The sequence below is a fragment of the Methanocaldococcus jannaschii DSM 2661 genome (assembly GCF_000091665.1).
GTDB classification, from domain to species: Archaea; AGJL01; Methanococci; order Methanococcales; family Methanocaldococcaceae; genus Methanocaldococcus; species Methanocaldococcus jannaschii.
This window is the reverse complement of the sequence record NC_000909.1, coordinates 786,459-811,394: the sequence shown is the minus strand read 5'-3', so window position 1 is coordinate 811,394 and position 24,936 is coordinate 786,459. Positions and strand designations below refer to the sequence as shown.

General features: G+C 31.2%; 19 protein-coding genes and 3 pseudogenes. 9 read left to right on the top strand and 13 right to left on the bottom strand.

Translation table 11 applies throughout. The features are described from left to right. The 4 genes and pseudogenes from MJ_RS04730 to MJ_RS04715 all read right to left on the bottom strand — a co-directional run bounded on the left by MJ_RS04730 (position 1) and on the right by MJ_RS04715 (position 3,617). Positions 1 to 1,551: a replication factor C large subunit gene (locus MJ_RS04730; protein ID WP_010870398.1), complete on the bottom strand. Its 1,551-nt coding sequence runs from the start codon at positions 1,549 to 1,551 to the stop codon at positions 1 to 3. A gap of 22 nt (positions 1,552 to 1,573) precedes the next feature. Next, a pseudogene (locus MJ_RS04725) lies at positions 1,574 to 1,955 on the bottom strand (hypothetical protein). Positions 1,956 to 1,988: 33 nt separating this feature from the next. Next, the gene (gene trm5b, locus MJ_RS04720; protein WP_010870397.1) at positions 1,989 to 2,999 is read right to left on the bottom strand and encodes a tRNA (guanine(37)-N1)-methyltransferase Trm5b; all 1,011 of its coding nucleotides are present in this window, start codon (positions 2,997 to 2,999) and stop codon (positions 1,989 to 1,991) included. Between the two features lie 24 nt (positions 3,000 to 3,023). After that, entirely contained in the window at positions 3,024 to 3,617 is a 594-nt protein-coding gene (locus MJ_RS04715; RefSeq protein WP_010870396.1) for a class I SAM-dependent methyltransferase, read from the bottom strand. Positions 3,618 to 3,965: 348 nt separating this feature from the next. Here MJ_RS04715 and argF point away from each other — a divergent pair, with 348 nt between their 5' ends. Further along, positions 3,966 to 4,883: an ornithine carbamoyltransferase gene (argF, locus tag MJ_RS04710; protein WP_010870395.1), complete on the top strand. Its 918-nt coding sequence runs from the start codon at positions 3,966 to 3,968 to the stop codon at positions 4,881 to 4,883. Positions 4,884 to 5,067: 184 nt separating this feature from the next. Here the strand turns inward: argF and MJ_RS04705 are convergent, their stop codons facing one another. The 3 genes from MJ_RS04705 to MJ_RS04695 form a co-directional block, all read right to left on the bottom strand. Continuing rightward, positions 5,068 to 5,994 carry a nucleoside recognition domain-containing protein gene (locus MJ_RS04705; RefSeq protein WP_010870394.1) on the bottom strand — a complete coding sequence of 309 codons (927 nt, stop codon included), beginning with the start codon at positions 5,992 to 5,994 and terminating at the stop codon, positions 5,068 to 5,070. A gap of 21 nt (positions 5,995 to 6,015) precedes the next feature. After that, positions 6,016 to 6,855 carry a nitrogenase iron protein gene (gene nifH, locus MJ_RS04700; RefSeq protein WP_010870393.1) on the bottom strand — a complete coding sequence of 280 codons (840 nt, stop codon included), beginning with the start codon at positions 6,853 to 6,855 and terminating at the stop codon, positions 6,016 to 6,018. Positions 6,856 to 7,004: 149 nt separating this feature from the next. Beyond that, positions 7,005 to 8,249 (bottom strand): ABC transporter substrate-binding protein, encoded by a 1,245-nt coding sequence (locus tag MJ_RS04695; RefSeq protein ID WP_010870392.1) that lies wholly within the window; start codon positions 8,247 to 8,249, stop codon positions 7,005 to 7,007. A gap of 183 nt (positions 8,250 to 8,432) precedes the next feature. Here MJ_RS04695 and MJ_RS04690 point away from each other — a divergent pair. Together MJ_RS04690 and MJ_RS04685 are read left to right on the top strand one after the other, a co-directional pair. After that, positions 8,433 to 9,480, top strand: a pseudogene (locus tag MJ_RS04690) (FecCD family ABC transporter permease). Next, positions 9,481 to 10,536: a FecCD family ABC transporter permease gene (locus MJ_RS04685; protein WP_010870391.1), complete on the top strand. Its 1,056-nt coding sequence runs from the start codon at positions 9,481 to 9,483 to the stop codon at positions 10,534 to 10,536. A gap of 2 nt (positions 10,537 to 10,538) precedes the next feature. Here MJ_RS04685 and MJ_RS04680 read toward each other — a convergent pair whose 3' ends face one another. Together MJ_RS04680 and MJ_RS04675 are read right to left on the bottom strand one after the other, a co-directional pair. Continuing rightward, complete coding sequence (locus MJ_RS04680) at positions 10,539 to 12,785, bottom strand: tetratricopeptide repeat protein (RefSeq protein WP_010870390.1); 2,247 nt, start codon at positions 12,783 to 12,785, stop codon at positions 10,539 to 10,541. Between the two features lie 116 nt (positions 12,786 to 12,901). Continuing rightward, a pseudogene (locus MJ_RS04675) lies at positions 12,902 to 14,027 on the bottom strand (ABC transporter ATP-binding protein). Between the two features lie 174 nt (positions 14,028 to 14,201). Here MJ_RS04675 and MJ_RS04670 point away from each other — a divergent pair. Next, entirely contained in the window at positions 14,202 to 15,377 is a 1,176-nt protein-coding gene (locus tag MJ_RS04670; RefSeq protein ID WP_064496645.1) for an ABC transporter substrate-binding protein, read from the top strand. Positions 15,378 to 15,417: 40 nt separating this feature from the next. Here the strand turns inward: MJ_RS04670 and MJ_RS04665 are convergent, their stop codons facing one another. Next, positions 15,418 to 16,341, bottom strand: a complete 924-nt coding sequence (locus MJ_RS04665; RefSeq protein ID WP_162484778.1) for a nucleoside recognition domain-containing protein — start codon at positions 16,339 to 16,341, stop codon at positions 15,418 to 15,420. 206 nt (positions 16,342 to 16,547) lie between these two features. Between MJ_RS04665 and fsr the strand changes: the two genes are divergently transcribed. Further along, positions 16,548 to 18,410 (top strand): coenzyme F420-dependent sulfite reductase, encoded by a 1,863-nt coding sequence (gene fsr / locus MJ_RS04660; RefSeq protein ID WP_010870385.1) that lies wholly within the window; start codon positions 16,548 to 16,550, stop codon positions 18,408 to 18,410. Between the two features lie 66 nt (positions 18,411 to 18,476). Here fsr and radA read toward each other — a convergent pair whose 3' ends face one another. Continuing rightward, positions 18,477 to 19,442: a DNA repair and recombination protein RadA gene (gene radA / locus MJ_RS04655; RefSeq protein ID WP_209320042.1), complete on the bottom strand. Its 966-nt coding sequence runs from the start codon at positions 19,440 to 19,442 to the stop codon at positions 18,477 to 18,479. A gap of 212 nt (positions 19,443 to 19,654) precedes the next feature. On the opposite strand from radA, the gene MJ_RS04650 reads away from it, so the two are divergent. After that, the gene (locus tag MJ_RS04650) at positions 19,655 to 20,038 is read left to right on the top strand and encodes a CBS domain-containing protein (RefSeq protein ID WP_010870383.1); all 384 of its coding nucleotides are present in this window, start codon (positions 19,655 to 19,657) and stop codon (positions 20,036 to 20,038) included. Positions 20,039 to 20,158: 120 nt separating this feature from the next. Then, positions 20,159 to 21,409: a tRNA (N(6)-L-threonylcarbamoyladenosine(37)-C(2))-methylthiotransferase gene (locus tag MJ_RS04645; RefSeq protein WP_064496643.1), complete on the top strand. Its 1,251-nt coding sequence runs from the start codon at positions 20,159 to 20,161 to the stop codon at positions 21,407 to 21,409. On the opposite strand, the gene MJ_RS04640 is transcribed toward MJ_RS04645, so the two are convergent. Both MJ_RS04640 and MJ_RS04635 read right to left on the bottom strand, forming a co-directional pair. After that, positions 21,399 to 21,788 (bottom strand): HIT family protein, encoded by a 390-nt coding sequence (locus MJ_RS04640; RefSeq protein ID WP_010870381.1) that lies wholly within the window; start codon positions 21,786 to 21,788, stop codon positions 21,399 to 21,401. The two genes, MJ_RS04645 and MJ_RS04640, sit on opposite strands and share 11 nt — an antisense overlap. Before the next feature lie 19 nt (positions 21,789 to 21,807). Continuing rightward, positions 21,808 to 23,130, bottom strand: coding sequence for a methyl-coenzyme M reductase glutamine C-methyltransferase (locus MJ_RS04635; RefSeq protein ID WP_064496936.1), 1,323 nt, complete (start codon positions 23,128 to 23,130; stop codon positions 21,808 to 21,810). Between the two features lie 187 nt (positions 23,131 to 23,317). Here MJ_RS04635 and hdrC point away from each other — a divergent pair, with 187 nt between their 5' ends. Both hdrC and hdrB read left to right on the top strand, forming a co-directional pair. Next, positions 23,318 to 23,878 (top strand): CoB--CoM heterodisulfide reductase subunit C, encoded by a 561-nt coding sequence (gene hdrC / locus MJ_RS04630; RefSeq protein WP_010870379.1) that lies wholly within the window; start codon positions 23,318 to 23,320, stop codon positions 23,876 to 23,878. Between the two features lie 70 nt (positions 23,879 to 23,948). Further along, positions 23,949 to 24,836: a CoB--CoM heterodisulfide reductase subunit B gene (gene hdrB, locus MJ_RS04625; protein ID WP_010870378.1), complete on the top strand. Its 888-nt coding sequence runs from the start codon at positions 23,949 to 23,951 to the stop codon at positions 24,834 to 24,836. The last annotated feature ends 100 nt before the right edge of the window (positions 24,837 to 24,936 follow it).

Here is a 24,936-nt window from a genome sequence, read left to right as displayed (position 1 = left end):
TTATTTGAAGAAAGCATCTAAAGTTAGTTGCTTTCCTTTATCTTCTTTCTTTTTCTTTCCCTTCTTTTTATCTTTTTTAGTTTCTTTTTCTTCTGTTTTTGATTTTTCTTTTACTTCTTCAGCTTTTGGTTTTTCTACTATCTTTTCTTTAACTTCTTCTTTTTTCTCTACTTCAGCTTTTACCTCTTCTTTAATTTCTTTAGGTTGTATAATCAGATTTGACTGTTTTTCCTTAGCTTTTTCTTCTTTCTTCTTTTCTTTCTCTAACTTCTCTTTCTCTTTTTTCTTCTTTCTTTCCAATTTTTTCTTTTCTTTTAATATCTTCAATATCTCAGAAGCTAACTTATCTCCAACTAAAACTTTTAGCTCATCCTCCTTTATCTCAAAGTAATCAACTAAATCAGCAGCTACAGAAGGATTTTCTTTAGCTAAGAGTTTAAGCATCTGCAAATCAAACCTTGCTCTCTTTGAGGATGTATGGGTTTTTTCACCAATTTTCTTTAATATTTTATTTAATATCTCCCTCTCTGCCTTTGTTTTTGTTAATAATCTAAAAATCTTAGGATAACTGTAAGGTGTCCATTTCCTATACTTCTCATCCTTTGAGAGAGCAACACCAGCAGTCATTAACGTTGTAGCATACTTCCAAAAACTATAGTTTTGTCTTCTCATCACTCTACCTAAATATCGATCTGCCTTTGATAAATATTCAAAAGCCCTTGCAACTTCTTCTGGCTTTTCATACTCTTTTGGAACGTTTTCAGCTATCCATTCAATTACAACGTCTGGCGTTTCATCAACATTCATTAAGGCAGTTGTAGCTATTCCATAGTGAGTAGTTTTTAAAATAACTCTTAAAGCATCGAAGATATTTGCCTCTCTCTTTCTATCTGGCAATTTTTGAGCTGCTTCATAACTTAAATCTCCAGATAAAGCTAAAGCCTCTAAGTCATTTATTGCACTCCTCAAATCTCCAGCTGAATGTTGAGCAATCATCTTTAGCGTTTTATCATCCACATCAAGCCCCTCTTTCTCAGCTATCTTTTTTAGAACTTTATAGACTGAGTTTGTATGCACTGGATTTAATTGAATTACCTCAACATAAGGTAGAAGACTCCTTATTGATGGAGCGTAAGCATCGTTTGCAGTTAAAATTATTGGGTTCTTTGCCTTTTTTATAACCTTTATAAGCTCAGAGACCCCTCCAGCATCTTCCTTTCCAGAGATTCCATCAACCTCATCTAATACAATTAAAAATTTTTTTCCAAAGATGGATGAGGAAGTAGCAGCATGCCCTACAACCTTTTTTATTGCAGAAGAATTTCTTTTATCACTTGCATTGAGTTCAATAACCTCAAATCCGTAATCGTTTGCTAATGCATAAGCCAATGTTGTTTTTCCACATCCCGGAGGGCCTACAAGCAAAATCGGTTTTGGAGTTTCCCCTTTTAAATAACTTTCAATCCATGTTTTTAGTTTCTCTTTAACCTTTTCATGCCCAGCAACATCTTTCAATGATTTTGGCCTATACTTCTCTACCCAACTTAACATAGATTATCCCTTTTATAGCTAATTATTTTAATCCAAATAATAGTTTTATTAACTCAACTACGTTTGATTTGTTATTTGTATTGCAAATAAAACAATAATTATCAATATTTTTATTTGGTTGAATTTATTATCAACACCTCTTAATATTTCTTCTTTTGTAGCTCTAATTTCCCCTTTTAATCTCTCTTCAACCAATAAAACATCCTCCTTTGTAGCCAATTCTTTTTTTAGTTCATCCTTTAATTCATTTTTAATAATAATCTTCTCATTCTTAAATTTATTTTCAATCTTCTGTTCATTTTCTTTTATAAATTCTTCAACTATTTTATACAACTCTTCCGCCTTTTTTCATTCTTAACATTTTTATATATCAACTCATATAATTTAGCATAGGCAATAGCCATGGAACCACCTTATTATTAAGACAATTAGTATTATTATTTTTTATTAATTTTAAAGTCCAAAGCTAATATATATTCTCTTGGGGCATAACTCTTAACTATTCTTTTTTCCAAAACCTCACAATCACATTTCTTCTCAAACAATTTTATTGCTTTATCAAAGTCCTTTCCAATTGTGTAATAGTGTATAACTCCTCCCTCTTCTACAATATCCAATGCCTTATCTATAAATTTATGAGCAAATTTTGGCAAATTCATTATAACCCTATTCCCTTTAACATCAACCTCTCTAACATCACTCAATATAGGAATTATCTTATGTTCTAATTTATTTAACTTTATATTCTTTTTTAAAAGCTCTATTGCATGTGGATTTATATCTATGGCATAGATTTTTTTGGCATTTTTGCAAGCTATTGAGAAAGGCCCCACTCCAGCAAACATATCAACAACCACATCATTCAAAGAGACCTTTTTCATAATCCTTGCTCTCTCCCCTCCCAATCTTGGAGAGAAATAAACCTTCGCTATATCAACCCACAAACGATAACCATTCTCTTTATGGATTGTTAGAGTTCTATTCTCTCCTGCTAAATGCTCTAACTCCCTAACTCTAAACTCTCCTTTAACCTCACTCTTTCTTCTAAAAACCCCTTTGCATGGGATTAGTTTGTAAGCCAATTCCCCAATCTCCTTTCTTATTTTTTCATCAACCTCATCTGAAATCTGCAAAATTACCAAATCACCAACTACATCATAAGAGAGGGATATTAAGCCCTCATCAATTTCCTTTCTATATTTTTTTGATATTATTTCTCTAAAACTTGGTTTTTTAATTATTTTTTTCTCTTCAAGCTCTTTATCAACTAACTCAAACTCAATATTTAAAATACTTTTTAAAATATCTTCATCAACATCTTTTATTGGTAAATAGAGATAATTTCCCTCAGAAGTTATTTTATAATCCTTGTTTAATAAGTTATTCTCTATCAATATTCTTCTTGTTTGCTCACCATGTTTTTTGTTTATTTTTAGGCATAACGGCATAGAATCACCAAATTATTATAATTTTTATAATTTCTTACTTTTTAAGACCCTATAACCTCCTTTTATTGTAACTGTCTCAACATTTCCAAAGACATCTTTCATATATTTAGCTAATGACTTAGCCCCTTGCTTTGTTTGAATAACTACCCAAATCTCGCCATTATCTTTTAAAAGTTCTTTACCTTCCTCAATAATTCTATGTAAAACTTCCTTTCCAGCTCTTATTGGTGGATTTGTTATAATCTTATTATACTTTCTGTCTTTAACATTTTCATATAAATCGCTATGAACTACCCTAATATCATAATTATCTAAATTATTTAGTTTTATATTCTCTTTGGCTAATTTTATTGCCCTCCTGTTTATGTCAGCCATTGTAGTTGATTTAACTTCATCAGCTAAGGCAATGCCAATAACACCATAACCACAGCCCAAATCCAAGATGTCGTCATCTTTATCAACAACTACGTTTTCAACTAAAATTTTTGTTCCTTTATCAACCTTTCCATAAGAGAAAACCCCACTATCTGTTTTAAATTTTAATTTTTTTCCTCTTAAAATGTCTTCAACAATTTTTACATCTGATTTAGTTGTTGGCTTTTCAGAGAAATAGTGCATTCTATCACCGTGCTCTTATTTCAGTATTTGTTAATATTTTATGACAAATTCTTAAACAGTTAATTTATTATAAAAAATACAATAATAAAACAGTTCTTAAAAAACTTATAGCACTGAAAAATATAACACAAAGTTAATAAATAAAAAGAATTACAAAAACATCAAATATTATTAATAGTTAATTGTTAATTCCCATAAATATTGCCCTTATTTATTTAATTTCATTCAATAACCACATAAACGTGTAATTTTGCAAATATCGTCTATCATTACGTAAGAAACTACAACAATATAAATAATGGCTCATGATAATATAAAATAGTTTTTAATAGTATAAAAGGTGATAAAATGCATCTCTTAGATTTGGATGTGTTGAGTAGAGAAGATGTACTAAAAATTATTGAATATGGAATATACTTCAAAAAAAATAGAAGAAAACATGAAAAAATCTTAGAAGGGAAGAGTGTAGCGATTTTATTTGAAAAACCCTCAACAAGAACAAGAATGAGTTTTGATATTGCAGTTTATGAGTTGGGAGGGCATCCACTAATAATGAACCAGAATGAGATACATTTAGGAAAGAAAGAGTCAATAAAAGATACTGCAAAGGTTATGGGCAGATATGTTGATACTATAGTGGCAAGGGTCTATAAGCATAGACATTTAGAGGAGATGGCTAAATATTCCTCAGTTCCTGTTATAAATGCTTTAAGCGATTTAGCTCACCCATGCCAAATATTGGCTGATTTGATGACTATAAAAGAGTATAAAGGCAAATTCAAAGGTTTAAAAATAGCTTATTTAGGAGATGGAAATAACGTCTGTAATTCTTTAATTTTAGGCTCTGCTTTAGTAGGAATGGATACTTATGTGGGAACACCAAAAGGTTATGAACCTAATGCTAAAGTTGTCTTAAAAGCTAAGGAGATTATTAATAATTATGGAGAAGGTTCTTTAACATTAACCAACGACCCAATAGAGGCAGCTGAAGATGCTGATGTATTATACACCGACGTATGGATTAGTATGGGTGATGATAAAGACAAAGAAGAGGTTTTAAAAATCTTTCCACCATTCCAAATTAATAGCAAGCTCTTAGAGTATGCTAAAGATGATGTTATAGTTATGCACTGCCTCCCAGCAAATAGAGGATATGAGATAACAGACGATGTTATTGACGGAGAGCATTCAGTTGTCTATGATGAGGCTGAGAATAGGTTACATGTTCAGAAGGGAGTATTTAAGTTTATATTTGAGAGAAAGTAATCTAAGAGGCACTGCCGAGCGTAGCGAGGCAGTGTATCCTGTTTTGATGAAACCGAAGCGTTAGCTTCGGGCTACAAAAACTTTTCGGGTTTTTGTTTAACTTTTACTAAAAGTTTCACAGAGAATAGATTGCACGTTCAGAAAGGAGTGTTTAAGTTTATATTTGAAGAATAATTTTAAAATATTAAAAAAAGGCGATAAGCAATAAAATCAGCAATATCTTAATCATAACACTTATTGTATAATTTATTACCGCCAACTTTAAACCAAACCTTCCAAATAAAGATATGTATGTTCCAATAGAATGCTTTAAATAAATCATGGTAACACTGATAATATTTCCAATCAATAAAACTATTAATGCCTGTTTCTCATTTAAAACACCATTTTTTATCAAAATATCAACTGTGGTATATCCAGCAGAAAAATGGGCAAGATTTGCTATCAAAACAGTTATTGCCTCACCTGGCAAATCAAGAATTCTAAATATCGGGCTAAACAGTCCTTTAACAACATCCATTAAACCAAGTTTTATCAAGAAGTTTATTAATAGGGTAAAGATAACAATCATTGGAATAACTTTTTTTAAGATTTTTAATGATTTTTTAAAGCCTTTAATTATAACTTCTCTATTAAATACGATTTTTTCATTGTTGTTGTTATCAATATTTATCTGCCTTCGTTCAAAAAATATATTTGCATACAAAATTCCAATTAAAGCCTGTAAAAATCCAGAGATAACGTTAAGAGAGACATAGATAAGTCCCAACTTATAGCCTAAAATAACAACAGCTAATGGCAATTGAACTCTAAAAACACTCTCTCCTAAAATTGTGGGTAAAGGGCTAATTATAGTTGTTACTATAACTTCTTTTTCATTAACCTTATTTTCTTTATAAAAACCGGATAACATTGACTTTCCAACAGTTGGATTTATAAAATTTCCTAATAAAGACACTACACACTCTTCTGGAAGGTTAGAAATTAAACAAATTGGCTTTGTTATTTTTTTAATTTTGCTTATTAGATTGGTTTCCACTATAATACTTGCAATAGTAATTCCAATAGATGAAAGAAGTATTATTTTAGTTAAATATGGTAAGATATCCATACTATCCCAAAAAAATAAGAATTATCCTTTAACACTCTCTTTTAAAAGAACATCGATTTTTTCTGTAATCTCATCCAATTCCTCCTCTGATAACGGATTTGGAATAACTCTATTTTCATTTTCATAAATTGCCTTTGCAATCTCTCTGAATGTATTTGCTATCTCACTGTCTGGAGCATATTCAATAACTGTCTTTTTGTAAATCTCTGCTCTTGTAATAATGTTGCTCATTGGGATTTTTCCAATAACTTGAGTTCCAATTTTTTTGGCAAAATCTTTTACAATTTCTGGAGCATCTATAACACTCCTCCCATTGTAAATAATCCCCCCTAATGCAATCTTTCCCCTACTTGCATACCTCTTTATCCCTTTACATATATTGTTTGCCGCATAGATTGCCATTGGGTCGCAGGTTGTTACAATATAAACATCATCTGCTAAGTGTTTTTGTAAAGGCATTGCAAAACCACCACAAACAACATCCCCTAAAATATCATAAATAACAACATCTGGCTTTAGTTCTTCAAAAGCCCCTAATCTGTTTAGCATATCAACCGCTGTAATAACTCCCCTCCCAGCACATCCAACCCCTGGCTCAGGTCCTCCAGACTCAACACAATAAACTCCTCCAAAACCCTCAAAAACTATATCCTCCAATTTCATATTTTCTGCTCCCTTTTTTCTAAAAACATCTAAAACTGTTGGAATCTTTCTTCCAACTAAATTTCTTGTCGTATCTGCTTTTGGGTCACAACCAACAACTAAAACCTTCTTTCCATCTTCTGCCAAAGCTGCTGCAATATTTGAGACAGTTGTAGATTTTCCAATTCCTCCCTTTCCATAGACACAAAATTTTCTCATAATTATTCACCAAAATTTTTATTATAAAATATTATATAGTGTTAATAAATAAACTGCTAATATTATTAATGTATTATTTAATGATTTAATAACTTTTTAATTATAAAAGAAATAAAAAAGAAACAAGTGTTATTTTTATTTTGTTATTTTTATTTAGCAATGAATGGTGTCGCAGTGTTATTTTCTATGTTATATTTTAGGAAGAAGTGTGTTTTTCTTCCTTTAAATGCTTCTGGATGCAAAATAGTCGCTAAATCCATTATAACCTCATCAGTTTTTAGCAATCCAAGTTGCCAGTAATCATCACTCTCACAAAATACTCTTCCATTTTTAACTGCTTTAAATGTTTCATATCCTGGATTATCTTCTTTAAATGTTGATAACCATGCTGTACTTGAAGGAACAACCCAAACATCAGCATCTTTTGCCCTCTCAGCAAACGTCTCATAGTTGATTTTTGCACTGCCTGTTCCATTGAGGTCTTTGAAAATATAATCTCCATTGCAGTAGAACATTATTTCCTTAGCAACATAAGAATTATTTTCTGGAACATAGCATCCCCATTGAGAGTTGTAACCCCATGCAACTGTAACTTTTGGACAGTTTTTAGTTTTATTTATAACTTTTAAACAATTGTCCTCAACTTTTTCAAAATATCTTTTTGCTTCAGGTTCTTTGTTGTAAAAGGCAGCAAACATCTTAACCCATTCACACCTACCAAGCGGGTCGTTTTCTAAATACTCCGCATCAGCAACATAGGTTATTCCTAACTCTTTACATTTTGCTATAATCTTATCTCCATCATAGCCAGGATATACAAATATAACCTGTGGGTTGATTTCAATAATTTTATCCCAATTTGGATTACTTGATGAACCAACATCAATTATTTTTCCTTCTGCTAAACTTTTGTTTATATCTTTAAAATACCACTTATAGGATTTTCCCCACATTATTCCTTTAACTGACCCTATAACTGAACCATCATCATTTATTGCCTCCATTAACGCAATCTCTGTAGAACTCATAACAATAACCCTTGTTAAAGGCACATTTATAACTTTGAAGTTATCTCCCAACTTCTCTTTTGCCCAACTTGGAACTGGGTCATCTTTGTTCTTCAATAAAAACTTCTGTCCCGTTGCATCAATAAAAACCTTATATTTCCACTTATCCCCATTGTAGGGATTCACAATATTTCCATTTTCATCATAATATATTAGGTTCATATTTTTAGCGTATTTTAAAATTTTTGTAATATTTTTTTCAGATACTGGCATGTTAGTGGTGATTTTATTGGAATTATTTATGTTTATCTCTTTCTCACTTACGCATCCAGACATTACAGCTGTTACCATTATACACAATATACCAATAGCCAAAAGCTTTTTCATAATAAAACCTCCTTACCTTATTAAAAGAAGTTTTATAAATTATTCAGTAATCTTTATTTTTGGCATGTATATAAATCTTATTATCCAAGCCATATTAAAAAATATATTACATTATTACCTCTTACTCATATACGTAGTAAGTAATCATAATAACGTAATTAAATAGTAAATGAGTGTGTTATTATGAAACTTAAAAGATTTTTAACCTTATCAATAATCCTAAGTATTTTGTTAGTGATTTCTTCAATCTATAGCATAAAATTAGGAACCATTTCTATAAAAAATAAAGAATTAGCTGATTATCTACTAAAAGGCACAACTGGAAACAAAATAAAGGATAAAATTATCTTTAAGTTGAGATTGCCAAGAACTATTGGAGCAATTGTTGCTGGAATTGCCATTGCATTAGCAGGGATTTTAATGCAGGGCTATTTTAGAAACCCATTAGCAGACCCCTACCTAATGGGAGTTGCAAGTGGGGCATCGTTAGGAGTTGTTTTATACCTCTTTACCTACATGCTCTTCAAATTAGGAATTCCACACAACATTTATGGATTTATAATATCTGCATACATTGGAGCATTTATAACGATGTTTATAGTAATAAATATTGCAAGGGTTGTTAAGCAAGTTTCAACTTTGTTAATTTGCGGTTTAATGATTGGAGCAATCGCTTCTGGATTTTCTACTATTGTTATTTATTTGGGAGATTATATTGGAGAGGAAAATAGCAATCTTTCAAGCTTTTTGATGTGGGAAATGGGTTCAGTAAATAATCTAACATGGGACATGGTTGTTATAATGGCTTTAATTAATTATCCCACTCTCAATTTTAACCCACATCTTTCTATCAAAAAAATTGGATGCAAATTTGTTAGGGGAGAAGTATGCAATCAGTGTAGGAGTTGATATAAAATCTTTAAGGATGTGGCTTATTATTCTCTCTTGCGTTTTAACTGCAACAGTTGTAGCATTTACTGGACCGATAGCGTTTGTTGGAATAACCTGCCCAATACTTGCACGAATGATTTGTGGAACTTCCAAACATATCTATGTAATTCCAGTAACCATGCTCTTAGGAGCTGTATTTTTAGTTGTTGCAGACATATTAACAAGACCGGGAGTTTTAATATCATCAACGAATGTCCTTCCTCTACTCTGCCCTCTATCAATAATTGGGGCACCAATAGCAATTATAATCTACCTAAAAATAAGAAAAATGGGGATTTAAATGAATAAAGTTGGGATTTTGTTAATTTTATTTATCCTCTCTTTAATATTGCCCTTTACTGCCCTATATTTGGCTGGAGATACCCATTTAATAACTGTAAAAGACATAATTAATTTCCTATTAAAGGGAACTACTGGAAATGAGTTTAAAGATATAATAATAAAAGATGTTAGACTGCCTCCAATAATTGGAGCGGTTCTTATTGGATTAACCATATCTGTAGCTGGATTAATGCTTCAAACTCTATTTAGGAATTTATTAGCCTCTCCATACACAACTGGAATATCGTCTGGAGTTTTAATGGTTGTTGCACTGGTTATATTTATTGATTCTCTCTCACATTTATTTGAGATTTTTGGAGAAAAGAGCATTTTAGTTGCTGGCTGGTGTGGAGGAATATTTTCAATGATTTTGCTAATTATTATTGCTTTGAGAGTTAGAGAGGCAAATGGGGTTATAATTGTTGCTTTATTGCTGAGTTATTTCTTTATGGGTTTAAGAGCCTATTTAATTGCAAATGCTGAAGAGTTGAAGATTCAAGAGTATTGGGGATTTACAATTGGTTCTTTATCTAAGATAACATTAGGAGATGTAATTCCAATGACAATCTGCTCAATTATATTTATTATTGGAGTTATGTTTTTAATAAAATCTTTAAACGCCCTACTGTTTGGAGAGCAGTATGCGAAAAGTTTTGGATTGGATATAAAAAAGACACGACTGTTAGTTTTATTCTTCGCTTCGTTTATAACTGGAGCTATAATTCCTTATGTAGGTTTAATTGCGTTTATTGGAATTATTGCTCCATACTTAGCAAGACCATTAATAAAAACCTCTGACCATAGATACTTAGTTCCAGCAACAATGTTTTTGGGAGTTATTTTGATGGTTTCATGTCATATCCTTTCATTGAAATACTATCTTCCAATCCACTACCTCTATGGAATAAATAGGCCCGCCTCCCCTCTTCCTATTGGAGCAGTTTTGGATATATTGGGAGGGATGTTGGTTGTATATTTGGTTTATAAGGGTGAAAAGAAAATAAAGATTGATTAATTTTAATTTTTATTTGGATAAACAATATCTTTTGATACTTCAATTGGTATTATGATTTTTGGATGCATTTTGTTTTTATCTAAAATATTTGAATATGGCTCGATATAGTATAAACATCCTTTTTTCAGTTCAGTATTTGAGTATAATGACATTTTTTTAGGTAATTGATTCCATATAACCTCAACACCATACCAAGGTTTCTTTTTATCGTGTGTTACCTTTACACATATCGGAAATGCATTTAACGTGCTATAGATTATTTTGAGAGTATCTCCCTTTATATCAATATCTTCAGGAGCTTTTGCATTGAAATCATGAGATAAATTATTTCTAATTTTAACATGTTTGTCCAATAAATCAAAAATCTCGTCATCGATATTTTTACAATATTCACAACCTTCATTTTTAAGTAACCTTAGAGATTGAGCAAAATCTCCAAAGGTAAATATTTCGAAAGGTTTTTTTCTGTTAGATATTTTTTCTTCTAATATTTGTTTCCAAGTATCCCCCCATAATGCCATAGCATTAAATTCAACAATAATTTTTAGGTAATTTTCCAACAATCTATAAAACTCCCTATATGCAGCATGTTTAAACTCATCTAAAACTTCTTCTAAGAAGTATATGCAATTATCAAAATTTTCAACAAGTGCTGGTGGTAATCTCAATAACCAATCATTTCTTTCTATTGCCATTTGGATTTTTATTCTATTTTCTAAATCTTTTGAAACATCTTCGGTTGTAATTTGTTTAATAATCTTTAATTTTATTTTTTCAAGTATTTCTTTATCTCTTATCTTGTTTTTCCATAATGAAACATAAGCATAAGTTAAAGAGCATATTTTATATAAATTAAGGCTAATTTTTTCATTTCTTACCTCTAAGATAACATCTTCTAATAAGAACAAATCATCTTTTGTAAATGACTCTTTACTTAAGATTTCTACGCAAGGTTTTAAATATTCATAGAACTTATATTTTCTTGTATTTTTCCAATCGGATAATATTTTTAATGATATTTCTAAGTATTCATCCAATAATTCCACAGACTTTTTAAACTCTCCTTGTGAAATACTTAAATAAAATCTACAAATAAGTTCATCGCACTCCAGAGTATATTTTGAAAAGATTATATTTGATATTTTCACATTTTTTAAAGATTTTTTAGCTTTTTGTAAGAAATTTAAAGCTTTTTCATAATTTCCATTGAGTAATTCATACTTAAATTGATAATAATACTCTAAATATTCCATATATTTAGCGAATTCGAAGCTTTTAGACCTGTAATAATATTCTTTTGATTTTTTGATATAATCGATTTTTTCTTCCAAATCATTAGCAAATCTTACTAAATGGTCATATTTTAATCCCAAATAATAGTATTCCTGTAGTTTATCTCCTCTTTTTTCTGAAAATTCTATAGCTTTGTTAATATACTCCTCAAATTTTTCTTTGTTGTATTTGTTCTCAATAGCCAACCATTTGTAGCTATTTGCATATTCATCATAAGCAATTTTTTCATCAATTTCTTTTATTGTGTCTCCAGATTTTTTATAATATTCTGCAGCTTCTTTAAATTTCCTTTCACTCTCAAATTTTTGAGCCATCAAATTGTAGTAGAAATGTTTATTAAAAATTTCTGCTTTTTTGTAGTTTTTGTCATTAAATTTATTGTATGATTCCTCCGCTAACTTATAACACTTCTCTGTTAATTCTATGGCTTTATCGAGGTTTCCTTCGAATTTCCTATGTTTTATTGATAGTTTCTTATAATAGTATATTTTTATATCAAAATACATCCAAATATCTGAAAACTCTTTATACTTCTCTAAAAATTGTTCAGCTTCAATTATATATTTGTTTAAAAGTTCTAAATATTTATCGTTGTCTTTTTTCTCTACTTTTTCTTTTTCTTCATATATGTAGGTCTTTAAATAATAATAAAAACAATACATAGCGGATTTCTTTATCCCTAGTTCTAAAAATAATTCTTCAGCTTTTTTATAAAATTCCCTCGCTTTATCAAATTCATTAGAAAACGAATATTCTTTCGCCATAATAGAATAATAATTAGCAAGTGTCCATTTTTTGTTTTTCTCATCCCTAATTTTATTATAAATTTCTGATGCTTTTAAAAATAATTCTGCAGATTTCTTATAATTTCCATTCTGTTTTTCTTTTTTTGCTTCTTTCTCTAAGTTAACAGCCTGTTTTCTAAGTTCTCTAATATTTAAGATATTAGAGTCCATACAAACCCCCTATTCAAATTTAAATTACTATATTTGATATTATACTTCCTACTACATATAAACTTTTATGAATATACCTAAAAAAGAGATATTATTCACCAAGCTAATTCTAAAAGTTAAATCTCTTTCAAAACTGAAATATCATCTTCGTAAAAAATCATCCTCTTTTTTAAATTTTTTGCCTCTTCAATAAGCTTTAAATTTAGCTCATTCATCTCTCCTATAGGGAAATCTGTATAAACAACAACATCCGAATTTTTTAATTCTTTTAATGCCTCTTCAAATGTTTCTTTTGATATCTTTTTATATGCCTCTTCCTCAATTATCTTAACTCCCATTGCCTCTGCTATAAAGTAATCAGCATCATTTTTATGCAAGATGGCCAACAACAACATCATATCTATTCTTAACCAAATATCTCAAAACATTAGCCCCAGTTCCTCCTCCACATATAACAAATATTTTTTTATTTTTTATTGGATTGTTCTTTAATTCAAAATAACCAATAACCTCACTATAATTGGCATTCTTTAAATCATAGAGTTCATTAACTATCTCCCTTTTCATAACATTTTCAGGATATCCATAAGCAATAACTTTATGATTCTTTATCAAAGCCATCTTATCAGCAATTCTTAAAGCAAGTTCAATATCGTGTAAAGTAACAACTATGGCTAAATTTTTCTCATCTGCTAACTTTCTCAATAATAAAGTTAATTCAATTTTATGCTTGGCATCTAAGAATGATGTTGGTTCATCCAAGATTAAAACCTTTGGTTCTTGAGCTAATGCCCTTGCTATCATTATTTTTTGCCTTTCTCCATCACTCATCTCAAAGAAATTTTTCTCCAACAAATATTCTGCATTAACTGCCCTTGCCGATTCGATTATAATCTTTTTATCCCTCTCTGTCAATCTACCAAATAAATCAGTATATGGGTGTCTTCCAATTGCTACAACATCAAAACCTGTCATGTTTCCTGGATTAACCCTCTCTGTTAGAACAACAGCCATTTCCTTTGCTAAATCCTTTGGCTTTAAATCATGAATCTTTTTTCCATTTAAATAAACCACTCCCTTCTTTGGTTTTAAATAAGTTGCTATTGTTTTTAAGAGTGTTGATTTCCCTGCTCCATTAGGGCCTATAATACACAAAATTTCTCCTCTGTTTATTTCCAAATTTATGCCTTCAACTACTACATAGTTTCCATATCCAACAGATAAGTTTTCTGTTTTCAACATAAGCATCACTCAAATGATTTTTAAATAAAATAAGGTTTTTTATAATTTATGATATGAAATACTTAATAACTCCTAACAATTAATAACAATAATAATAGTAAAATTTATATTAGATAATCTTTATAGTCCTAAATGTTATTAATTTTTTTTAAAAAATATGAACAGAGTGATATTATGAGAAAATTATTCTTACTATCAATTTTAATGATTGGGGTTATAGTTGCATTTGCAGGATGTGTGGAAGAGAGTAAAACTACAACTCAGCTTCAACAAACTACCCAATCTGAATCACAAAAAGCTGAAACTCAGCCAAAATTAGGAGTTAATGTGGTTAGATACGCAGAAACGTTCAAACTCTATCCTCACTGGGATGAGGGTTATTGTGTAGTTGCTGATTCTGTGGGTAACAAGTTTGTTTTGGTTGAAGGAAATGCTAAGGCTCCTAACATTTCAGATGGGAAGATAATAAAAGTTCCTGTAAAAAGAATCGTTACAGACTTTTATTGCCCAATTATATCAGCAGCAGACATATTGAATGCCTATCATCATACTATAGTTGGGGCTCCAAAGTATGCTGTAGAAAAGTCGCCAAAACTTAAAGAATTGTTTGATGAAGGAAAAGTGGTAGATATAGGAAGTCCAAGTAAAGGAGTAAATTATGAGTTAATAGTAAATTTGACTCCAGATATTGTTTTTTTAGGTGACTGGAAGAGTGAAGATGTGGTTGAAGAGAAACTAAAAGAATTGGGAGTAACTGTTTCAAGATTCTACACCTATCAAGAACCAACATACATGGGAAGAGTAGAGTGGATAAAATTTGCCGCGGCATTCTGGGGATCCAACGCATATAAAAAAGCAGATAAATGGTTTGAAAATGTAGTTAAAGTAAGAGAAAATATATTGAAAAAGGTTCAAAATGTAACAAATGAACCAACGGTTGTTATCTTCAGCTGGTCAAAAACCAAAAATATGCCAGGAATCTATGGAAATGATAGTTATTACAGCAAAATGATTGCTGAGTTTAAAGGTAAAAATGTATTTGATGATTATAATAGAGGCTATCAATATGTAGATAAAGAAACGTTTTATGAAAGGGCTATGAACGCAGATGTTGTTATATTAATATGGTTCTATGGAGATGTTAAGACAAAAGAAGATTTATTAAAAATAAATCCAAACTTTGCTGAATTTAAAGCATTTAAAACTGGAAGGTTCTATGTGTCTCATCCAGATTATTATGTTTGGGAGGCAAGAGACCCAGCTGGTTATATGATGGACTTTGCAAAGATGATTCACCCAGAGTTGTTTGGAGGAGACGATGATTTAAAATACTATTACAAAATCAAATAAAATTAATTAAATCTTTTGGTTTATTTTTATTTAAAATACATTAAATTAATAAAAGCCCCGCTATTATAAAGATATCCAACAACAAAGTGATTGCTGCATTAACCATAACTATTTTAGTCCCTAACTTAGCTCCAAATAGAGAAACATGCAAAGGTAAGGAATGCTTAACATATCTTGTTGAGAATGTCAAAACATTCCCAATAATCAAACCAATTAAAACCTCTTTTGAGCTCAAAATTCCCTCATTTAAAAATCCACCAGCCATAACTATAGCTGCCTGCACATTCATAATCTCTGTCAATGCCAAAATGCCAACGTTGGGATTTAAATTTAGCAAGTTTGTTATTGGTTGAACAAATTTCTCAACATAATCAAAAAATCCAATTTTAGACAAATAGAGAACCAATGTCATCATAAAAAACATTATTGGTATTAATCTCTTGGCAAATCTAATAGTGCTTTTAAATGATTTCTTTGCATTCTCCTTTTTGTTTAATTTATTTATCTCTGGCATCTCAAAGGAATAATCCTCTGATATAATTGATAAATATAAAAATCCAATTATTGTCTTTGCTAAAGCTACCCCCAACCTTATCAAGACATATAAAACTCCTGTATGTCCTAAAATTGGAACAACAACTGGAATAAAAAATGTGAATGTATGGGACAAAACTGAAGGGAATGAATTTGCTAAAGAAGCTCCTATAACCTCTCTTTCATTTACTTTATTCTCCTTCAATCCCTCTGCTAAAATTGAGTATCCTACTGTTGGGCTGAAAAAGCATGCTAAAGTAGAGGATATTGAAAGAGGATTAACTTTAAGCCTTCTTAAAATTGGAGATAACATATTACTTAGCTTCTTCATGATGCCAGTACTCATAATGTAATTAACAATAAACACCGTTGTTAAAACAATAATAGATATTCTTATGGTATAATAAGCAGAGATTTTCATACTCTCCATTAATGGAGTTATGTAATCCACAACTATCACCTAATATTATTAAAATAACATTCAATTCTCAATTCAAAAAATATCAAAAAATATAAATACACATTTGGGGGAAATTTATATGTGTGTAATTCATGAACACATTAGTAAGTTTTATATAGTTTTATTAAATAGCATTAAAGTGTGAATAAATCAATCACACATTTAGTGGTGAAAAAATGTATGAGTGGAAGTTAAATGAAATAGTCGATAGTGGAGTATGTGCAAGATGTGGGACCTGCACTATAGTATGTCCTAATGGTATATTAACCTTTGATGAAAGACCAAAGTTAATCGATGAATGTTTAAGAAAAGGTCATGGAATGTGTTTTGAAGTATGTCCAAGAGTTTCTTCTGCAAAGTATCAGATAAAGATTAGAGAGAAGTTTTATGAAAAATACTATTATGCAAAAAGTGATATTGAAGGACAAGATGGGGGAGTTGTTACAGCATTTCTAAAATACCTATTAGAAAACGGAAAGATAGATGGAGCTATAGTCGTTGGAGATGAATGCTGGAAACCAGTTTCATTGGTTGTTCAAAATGCAGAGGATTTATTAAAAACTGCAAAATCAAAATATGCAATCTCAACCTTAGATGCATTAAGAAAGGCTGGAGAGATGGGTTTAGAGAAAGTTGCTGTTGTTGGATTGCCTTGCCAAATTAACGGATTGAGAAAACTGCAGTATTTCCCATACCATGCTAAGCACGACCTTGAATTAGGAAGAAATGGAAAGCCAGTAAAACTGCCAAAAATAGAGTATTTAATTGGCTTATTCTGCACTGAGAAGTTTAGATACGACAACATGAAGGAAGTTCTATCAAAACATGGAATAGATATTGAAAAAGTTGAGAAATTTGACATTAAGAAAGGAAAACTCCTCGTTTATGTAAATGGAGAGAAGAAGGAATTTGACCTAAAAGAGTTTGAAATCTGCTCTGGCTGTAAGATGTGTAGGGATTTTGATGCAGAGATGGCGGATGTTTCAGTTGGGTGTGTTGGAAGTCCAGATGGTTATTCAACAATCATAATAAGAACTGAAAAGGGAGAGGAAATTAAAAATGCTGTAGAATTAAAAGAAGGAGTTAATTTAGAAGAAATTGAGAAATTAAGACAGCTAAAATTAAAGAGATTTAAGAAAGAAGTTGAGAGAAGGAGAGAAAATAATGAGTATGTTTCATTCTACTGGACTGCAGATTACGGAGGAATTGGAAAGAGAGCAGATGGAACATACTTTATAAGAGTTAGAGCTAAGCCAGGAGGATGGTATAAGCCAGAGGAGATAAAAGAAATTTTAGATATTGCAGAAGAATACAATGCAAAGATAAAAGTAACTGATAGAGCTGGCTATGAACTTCACGGTATTAGTGGATTTGATGTTGAAGATATTGTTTTAAGGTTGAGAGAAAAAGGTCTTCTAACAGGTTCAGAGGGGCCTTTAGTCAGAGCAACATTGGCTTGTCCTGGAGGAGGAAACTGTAGCAGTGGTTTAGTAGATACAACAGAACTTGCAAGAATCATTGAAGATAACTTCAAAGAGAGACCTGCTCCATATAAGTTTAAAATTGCAATTAGCGGTTGCCCAAACGGATGTGTAAGACCACAAGTTCATGATATTGGAATAGCTGGAGTAAAATATCCAAAGGTAAATGAAGAAAAATGTAACGGTTGCGGAAGATGTGCTGAGGTTTGTAAGGTTGAGGCAATTGATATTAGAGGAGAAACATCTTACACAAATTACAACGTATGTGTTGGCTGCGGAAAATGTATTAAAAACTGTCCAAATGAGGCAAGGGAAGTTAAAGAAGAGGGTTATTTAGTTTATGTTGGTGGAAAAACTGGAAGAGAGGTTGTTGAAGGAGTTAAAATGAAGTTGATGAGTGTTGATGAAATTATAAACTTTATTGATAAGGTGTTGGTTGTTTATGGCAAATATGCTGAAAAACCACAAAGAGAAAGATTAGCTGCAGTTATGAAAAGAGTTGGGTATGGAAAGTTCTTAGAAGAAGTAAAAGAGTTGATGAAAAAAGAAATCTGCTAATTAATTTTTTAGATGTTTTATTTCTTTTATTTTTTAAAGATATATTTTAAAAATTAATTTAAAGAATTAATCATGAATTCCCTTTTCGGTTATCCTAAACATTGCTTCAGCATCTGGTAAGTGTGGAGAATCATAAAGCTTAGCAACCCTCTTATCTCCTTTTGCCTTTCTTAGGAATATTCTAAATGTTGCTGCATGCCCAACAATATGCCCTCCAATTGCCTGCTCTGAAGGTCCAAATAAAGCATCTGGTCTTGCAGCTACTTGGTTAGTTACTATAACAACACAGTTGTATATATCAGCTAATTTGTTGAGAGTAGCCATGTGCCTTCCTAATTTTTGTTGTCTCTCTGCTAATTTACCTCTTCCTATATACTCAGTTCTGAATGTTGATGTTAATGAATCAACTATAACCAACTTTATATTATGCCCTTCTCTTATTAAATTCTCAACATTTTCAGCATACAACATTTGCATATCTGAGTTGTAGGCTCTTGCTACAAAGATGTTATTTAAAACTTCATTTCCATCTAAACCCAAAGCTTCTGCCATTTGGACAATTCTTTCTGGTCTGAATGTTCCTTCTGTGTCAATATAAACTGCCTTTGGTTCATTTAAAATCTCATCCTTTATTGCGTCATCTGCTACTATTCTCTCTGGGCACTGCAAATTAACACATGCCTGATGAGCTATCTGGGTTTTACCAGAACCAAACATTCCAGCAAATTCAGTAACTGACTGACTCTCCAAGCCTCCTCCTAAAATCTCATCTAAGTTCTTACTTCCAGTTGAGAGCTTCCATATATTTTTTCTTTGGGATAAAACCTCAGTTCCACTTTTAAACCCTAAATTGCAGAGTTCTCTTGCAGCTTCTATAATCCTGGCTGCAGCTTTCTCACTAATTCCATCTATTTCTGTTAGCTCACCGATGGATGCAGTTGCAATTTTCATAAAATCAGTGTAACCAGCTTCTTTTAACTTCTCAGCTGTTGTAGGACCTACACCAGGTAGTTGAGTTAAATCATCCATTATTATCACCATAAGCATAAATTTGTAATTGTTAATATATGAATAAATTGGGAGGTAATAGATGATATTGCCAAAGAAATATATGAAGGTTATCATACATCAATTGTCATATTTGACTATATAAAGATTTTGGTTTATAACTACAGTATGTTTCAAAAAGAAGAGAATTTATAAAAACCTAAGAATAGTAAATATATAATTGAGGAGGTGTAAGCATGATATCAAAGTATTTGGTTAGAGATGTTATGAAAAAGGGAGTTGTTGAAGTAACCTTAGATACAAAATTAAGCGATGTTATTAAAACAATGGCAAAGTATGATATATCATCTGTCGTAGTTTCTGATGGAGAGACATTCTGGGGAATTATAACAGATACAGATGTATTAAAACACTATAATGATTTAGATAAAACAGCGGAGGAGATAATGACAACAAATCCAATAACTGTTAGCCCAGAAGCTCCATTAGAAAAAGCCGTTGAGATTATGGCTGAAAAAGGGATTCATCATTTATATGTGAAATCACCATGTGAAGATAAAATTGTTGGTGTTTTAAGCTCAAAGGATATCATAAAGCTATTTTCTGATTTGATTGAGTAAGTTTATAAACTCTAACTTGCTATTGCTATTTTATTTTCTATTTCTTATTTGGTTATTATTAAATAATGCACAACATAAAATTTAAATATGTGGTTATATTATTTACAAGTGGTGATGGATATGAGAGTATATGTTGAGGGCTATGGATGCGTTTTAAACACCGCTGATACAGAAATTATAAAGAATTCTCTAAAAAAACATGGATTTGAAGTAGTTAATAACTTAGAAGAGGCAGATATTGCAATAATAAACACATGTGTTGTTAGATTAGAAACAGAGAATAGAATGATTTACAGAATAAACGAACTTAAAAATTTAGGAAAGGAGGTTGTTGTTGCTGGATGTTTGCCAAAGGCTTTAAAGAATAAGGTTAAAGGATTCCTACATATATATCCAAGAGAAGCTCACAAAGCTGGAGAGATATTGAAAAATTACGTTGAAAAACACTACAGAATGCCATATATTGAAGAGGACATCAACAAAACACTCTATAAGAAGTTAGATTACTTAAAACCATCATTAATTACTCCATTGCCAATATGTGAAGGTTGTATAGGAAACTGCAGTTACTGCATTGTGAAAATAGCAAGAGGTGGGCTAATATCTTATCCAAGAGAAAAAATCGTTAATAAAGCCAAAGAGTTAATAAATAAAGGAGCTAAATGCTTGTTGATAACTGCACAAGATACTGCATGCTATGGATTTGATATTGGAGATAACTTAGCTAACCTATTGAATGAGCTAACTCAAATAAAGGGAGAGTTTATAATGAGAGTTGGAATGATGCATGCTAAAAATGCTGAACTAATCTTAGATGAACTTATAGAAGTCTATCAAAATGAGAAAGTTGGAAAATTTCTACATTTGCCTTTACAAAGTGGAGACGATGAGATTTTAAAGAGAATGAAGAGAGGTTATACAGTAGATGAATTTAAAGACATTGTAAATGAATTCAGAAGGAAAATTAAAAATCTCTGCTTTACAACAGATATAATCGTTGGATTCCCCGGAGAGACAGAGGAGCAGTTTCAAAATACCTTAGAGGTTTTGAGGGAGTTAAAGCCAGACTATATTCACGGAGCTAAATACTCTCAAAGAAAAGGAACTGAGGCAGCAAAGATGAAGCAGATAGATACAAAAATTAGAAAGAGAAGAAGTGAAATTTTAGATAAATTGAGGAGGGAGTTGAGCTATCTAAATAACAAAAAGTATATTGGAAAGGCTATGAAAGTTTTAGTTTTAGATGAGGGAAAAGGTTATACTGACAACTTTAAAGTTGTTAAATTTGAAGGAGGGGAGGTAGGAGAGTTTAGAAAAGTGAAAATTACTGATGCTAAGACGTTTGGATTGAAAGGGGAGCTTATCCTTTAATTTCCTTTAAAACCTCATCTAAATCAACGTTTTTAACCTCTCCAAATTTAACAACCTCTCCGTCTCCTTCATACCTTGGAATGATATGGAAATGAACATGATTAACTTCTTGCCCCGCAACTCTGCCGTTGTTATTGACTATATTGTAGCCATCAAATCCAAGCTTTTTTAGAACTTCAACAGTCTTTTTAACTCCTTTTATAAAGTTGCAGAGCTCATCATCAGGCATTTCATCAAATCTTTCATAGTGCTTTTTAGGAACAACCAAAGTATGCCCTTTATTTCTTGGATTTATATCTAAAAAAGCTAAAACATGCTCATCTTCATAAACAACCTTTGCTGGAATCTCTCCATTGATTATTTTGCAGAAGATACACATTCTCCCACCAAATTATTTTTTATTTTTTTAGTAATAAATCTCTATACTTAAACAATAAATCCGTTATAGCTCTTATATCTTTCCCTTGTATCCTCGCCTCATTTAAATATAAGTTATAGAGTTGAGGAGTTAAAGGTTTTGGCATACTCTTCCACATTTCAGCGTGAATCAGCAAATCAAAGCATCTTGCCTCTGCCTCACTTAATCCAAGTTTTCTATATTCTCCCTCATGCATCTTATATAGCAAATTCTCTTCCTTAGGCATAGATAGAACTAAATCGCACAACTCCGTGGTTGGAATTGGCTCAGCAATAGATACAAAAACATCATCCAACTCAGCATCTACAATAAAATCTTTTGTTAATAGATAATCCATCTCCGTCTCTGTTGGATATGCAACTATAAAACTTCCAGCTACTTTAACTCCACAATCCTTAGCCAATTTTATTGCATCTAAGTTCTTTTCCCTATTAGTTCCTTTCTTCATATCTTTTAAAATTTTATCGCTCCCACTCTCTATTCCATAAAACACCCATCCAATTGTATAGTTTTTTATTGCCTCTAATATTTCTTCATCAACATAATCAACCCTCATATCTGGAACAGATAAATTATTTTTCCCAATAACTTCAGAAACCTTTTCCAAAAGCTCAAAAAACTTATCTCTGTTTATCGATTTTTTAAAGGCATATAAACTTCCAGTACCTCCACTTATTGCAATTCTCTTAGCTCCAGCCCTTTTAAATGCTTTAACCTCCTCAACAACATCCTCAACATCCCTACTTCTAATGGTTTTTCCAAAAAACTTTGGAACTTGACAAAAAGTGCAATTACCCAAACAACCTCTATGTGTCTCTATATAAACATTAGCTCCTCTAATCGACTGCTGTTCAATATCCTTTGGTATTAGTGGGAGAGGATGATTCAAATCTGGCTTTTCCTTTGGATAGTTTATAACTATCTCATCTCCCTCTTTATAAGCCAATCCCTCTTTATCTCCCTCAATAATTTTTGGTGTTGTTATCTCACCCTCTCCAACTATAACCCCATCTACATTTAGCTCATTTAAAATAATCTCTGGATACGTTGAAACACAACCTGCAACATAAACTTTGGTTTTGTTTTTCCTAACTTTTTTTATAAAGTCTATAGCCTCTCTGATATTTTTATCCAATATGTGCAGAGTTGAATATAGGCTGAAAATAATAACATCTGACTTTAAAAATAGTGTTTTATCAATCTTTCTAACTAAATGAACGTTATAGCCCTTATGTTTTAAAATACCACCAATGAGCATGGCACCATAAGTATAAACTTCTGGACTGTAAATTGTAATCCTCACATTAGCCCCCTCTTTAATTTTATTCAAAAGAAGTTAAATAAAATAACCCCCTCATGTTTTTAATTTCTCTTTAAATTAAATTTTAAAATTTATTTATAATGAGGTATTTTACAAGTGTCTAATACTAACATTCGAAGTTTCTAACTATATATATAACCAAAACCCTACCTTAATGTGAGGTGATACTATGGCAGTAATAAAGTTAGATGAAGTAAATAAAAACTTCGTAAATGAGGTTATTGAGGCTGGAAAGTTAGTTTTAGGTGAAGATATCGTAAAATCAATAAAAGCTTGTTACCAATGTGGAACCTGCACTGGAAGCTGTCCAAGTGGAAGAAGAACAGCTTATAGAACAAGAAAAGTTTTAAGAAAGGTTTTATTAGGTTTAGATGATGTTTTAGATAGTGATGATATCTGGTATTGTACAACTTGTTATACATGTTATGAAAGATGTCCAAGAGATGTTAAAATTACAGAAATCATAAAAACTTTAAGAAATATTGCCGCTCAAAAAGGAAATATGGCATTAGCACATAGAAAAACAGCTTCTTATGTTTTAAGATTTGGACATGCTGTTCCTGCAAATAACCAGATTGTTGAGTTGAGAGGAAAACTCGGATTGCCTGCAAAGTCACCAACAGCTCAATTCAGTGAGAAGGATTTGGAAGAAGTTAGAACATTAATTAAAGAGTTAAAATTTGATAAATTAATAGCATTTGACTGGGAAAAGATGGATTTAAAGGAGTAAATCCAATAAAATTAGAATTAAAATTAAACAATAAAAAATTAAAGGAAATAATAAGATTTTTGGTGATAAGATGAAGTATGCGTTTTTCTTAGGATGTATTATGCCACACAGATACCCAGGAGTTGAGAAAGCTACAAAAATAGTTATGGAAGAGTTAGGAGTAGAATTGGAATATATGCCAGGAGCTTCTTGCTGTCCAGCTCCAGGAGTCTTTGGTTCATTCGACCAAAAAACATGGCTCACATTAGCAGCAAGAAACTTATGTATTGCTGAAGAAATGGGATTAGATATTGTAACTGTCTGTAACGGTTGTTACGGTTCATTGTTTGAGGCAGCACACATATTACATGAGAATAAAGAGGCATTGGACTTTGTAAATGAAAAGTTGGATAAGATTGGCAAGCAATACAAAGGAACTATTAAAGTTAGACACTTTGCTGAGTTGATTTATAAAGACATTGGAGTAGATAAAATAAAAGAGAAAGTTGTTAAGCCATTAGATGTTTTAAATGTTGCTATCCACTACGGTTGTCACTTCTTAAAACCAAGTGATGTTAAACACTTAGATTCTCCAGAAAGACCTAAATTGTTAGAGGAGATTGTTGCAGCAACTGGAGCTAAACCAGTTATGTATAGGGATTATTTAATGTGCTGTGGAGCTGGAGGAGGAGTTAGAGCGAGATTCTTACCAACTGCATTAGATATGACAAAAGAAAAAATAAGAAATATGCTTGAAGCAGGAGCTGATTGCACCGTCAATGTCTGTCCATTCTGCCACTTACAGTTTGATAGGGGGCAAGTAGAGATAAAAGAGAAGTTTGGTGAAGAATATAAACTTCCTGTTTTACACTTAAGTCAGTTGTTAGGTTTGGCATTTGGAATGAAGCCAGAGGACTTAGCTGTTAGCGTCCATGCAATCCCAGTTGACCCAGTTTTAAAGAAATTGGGAATAGAATAAACCATTAGCATTTTATATTTAAATATTTTTTATTATTCATAATTTTTATTTTATTTCTTTTTTTAATATTTTTGATAAAGTCAATACTAACTTTTTTATA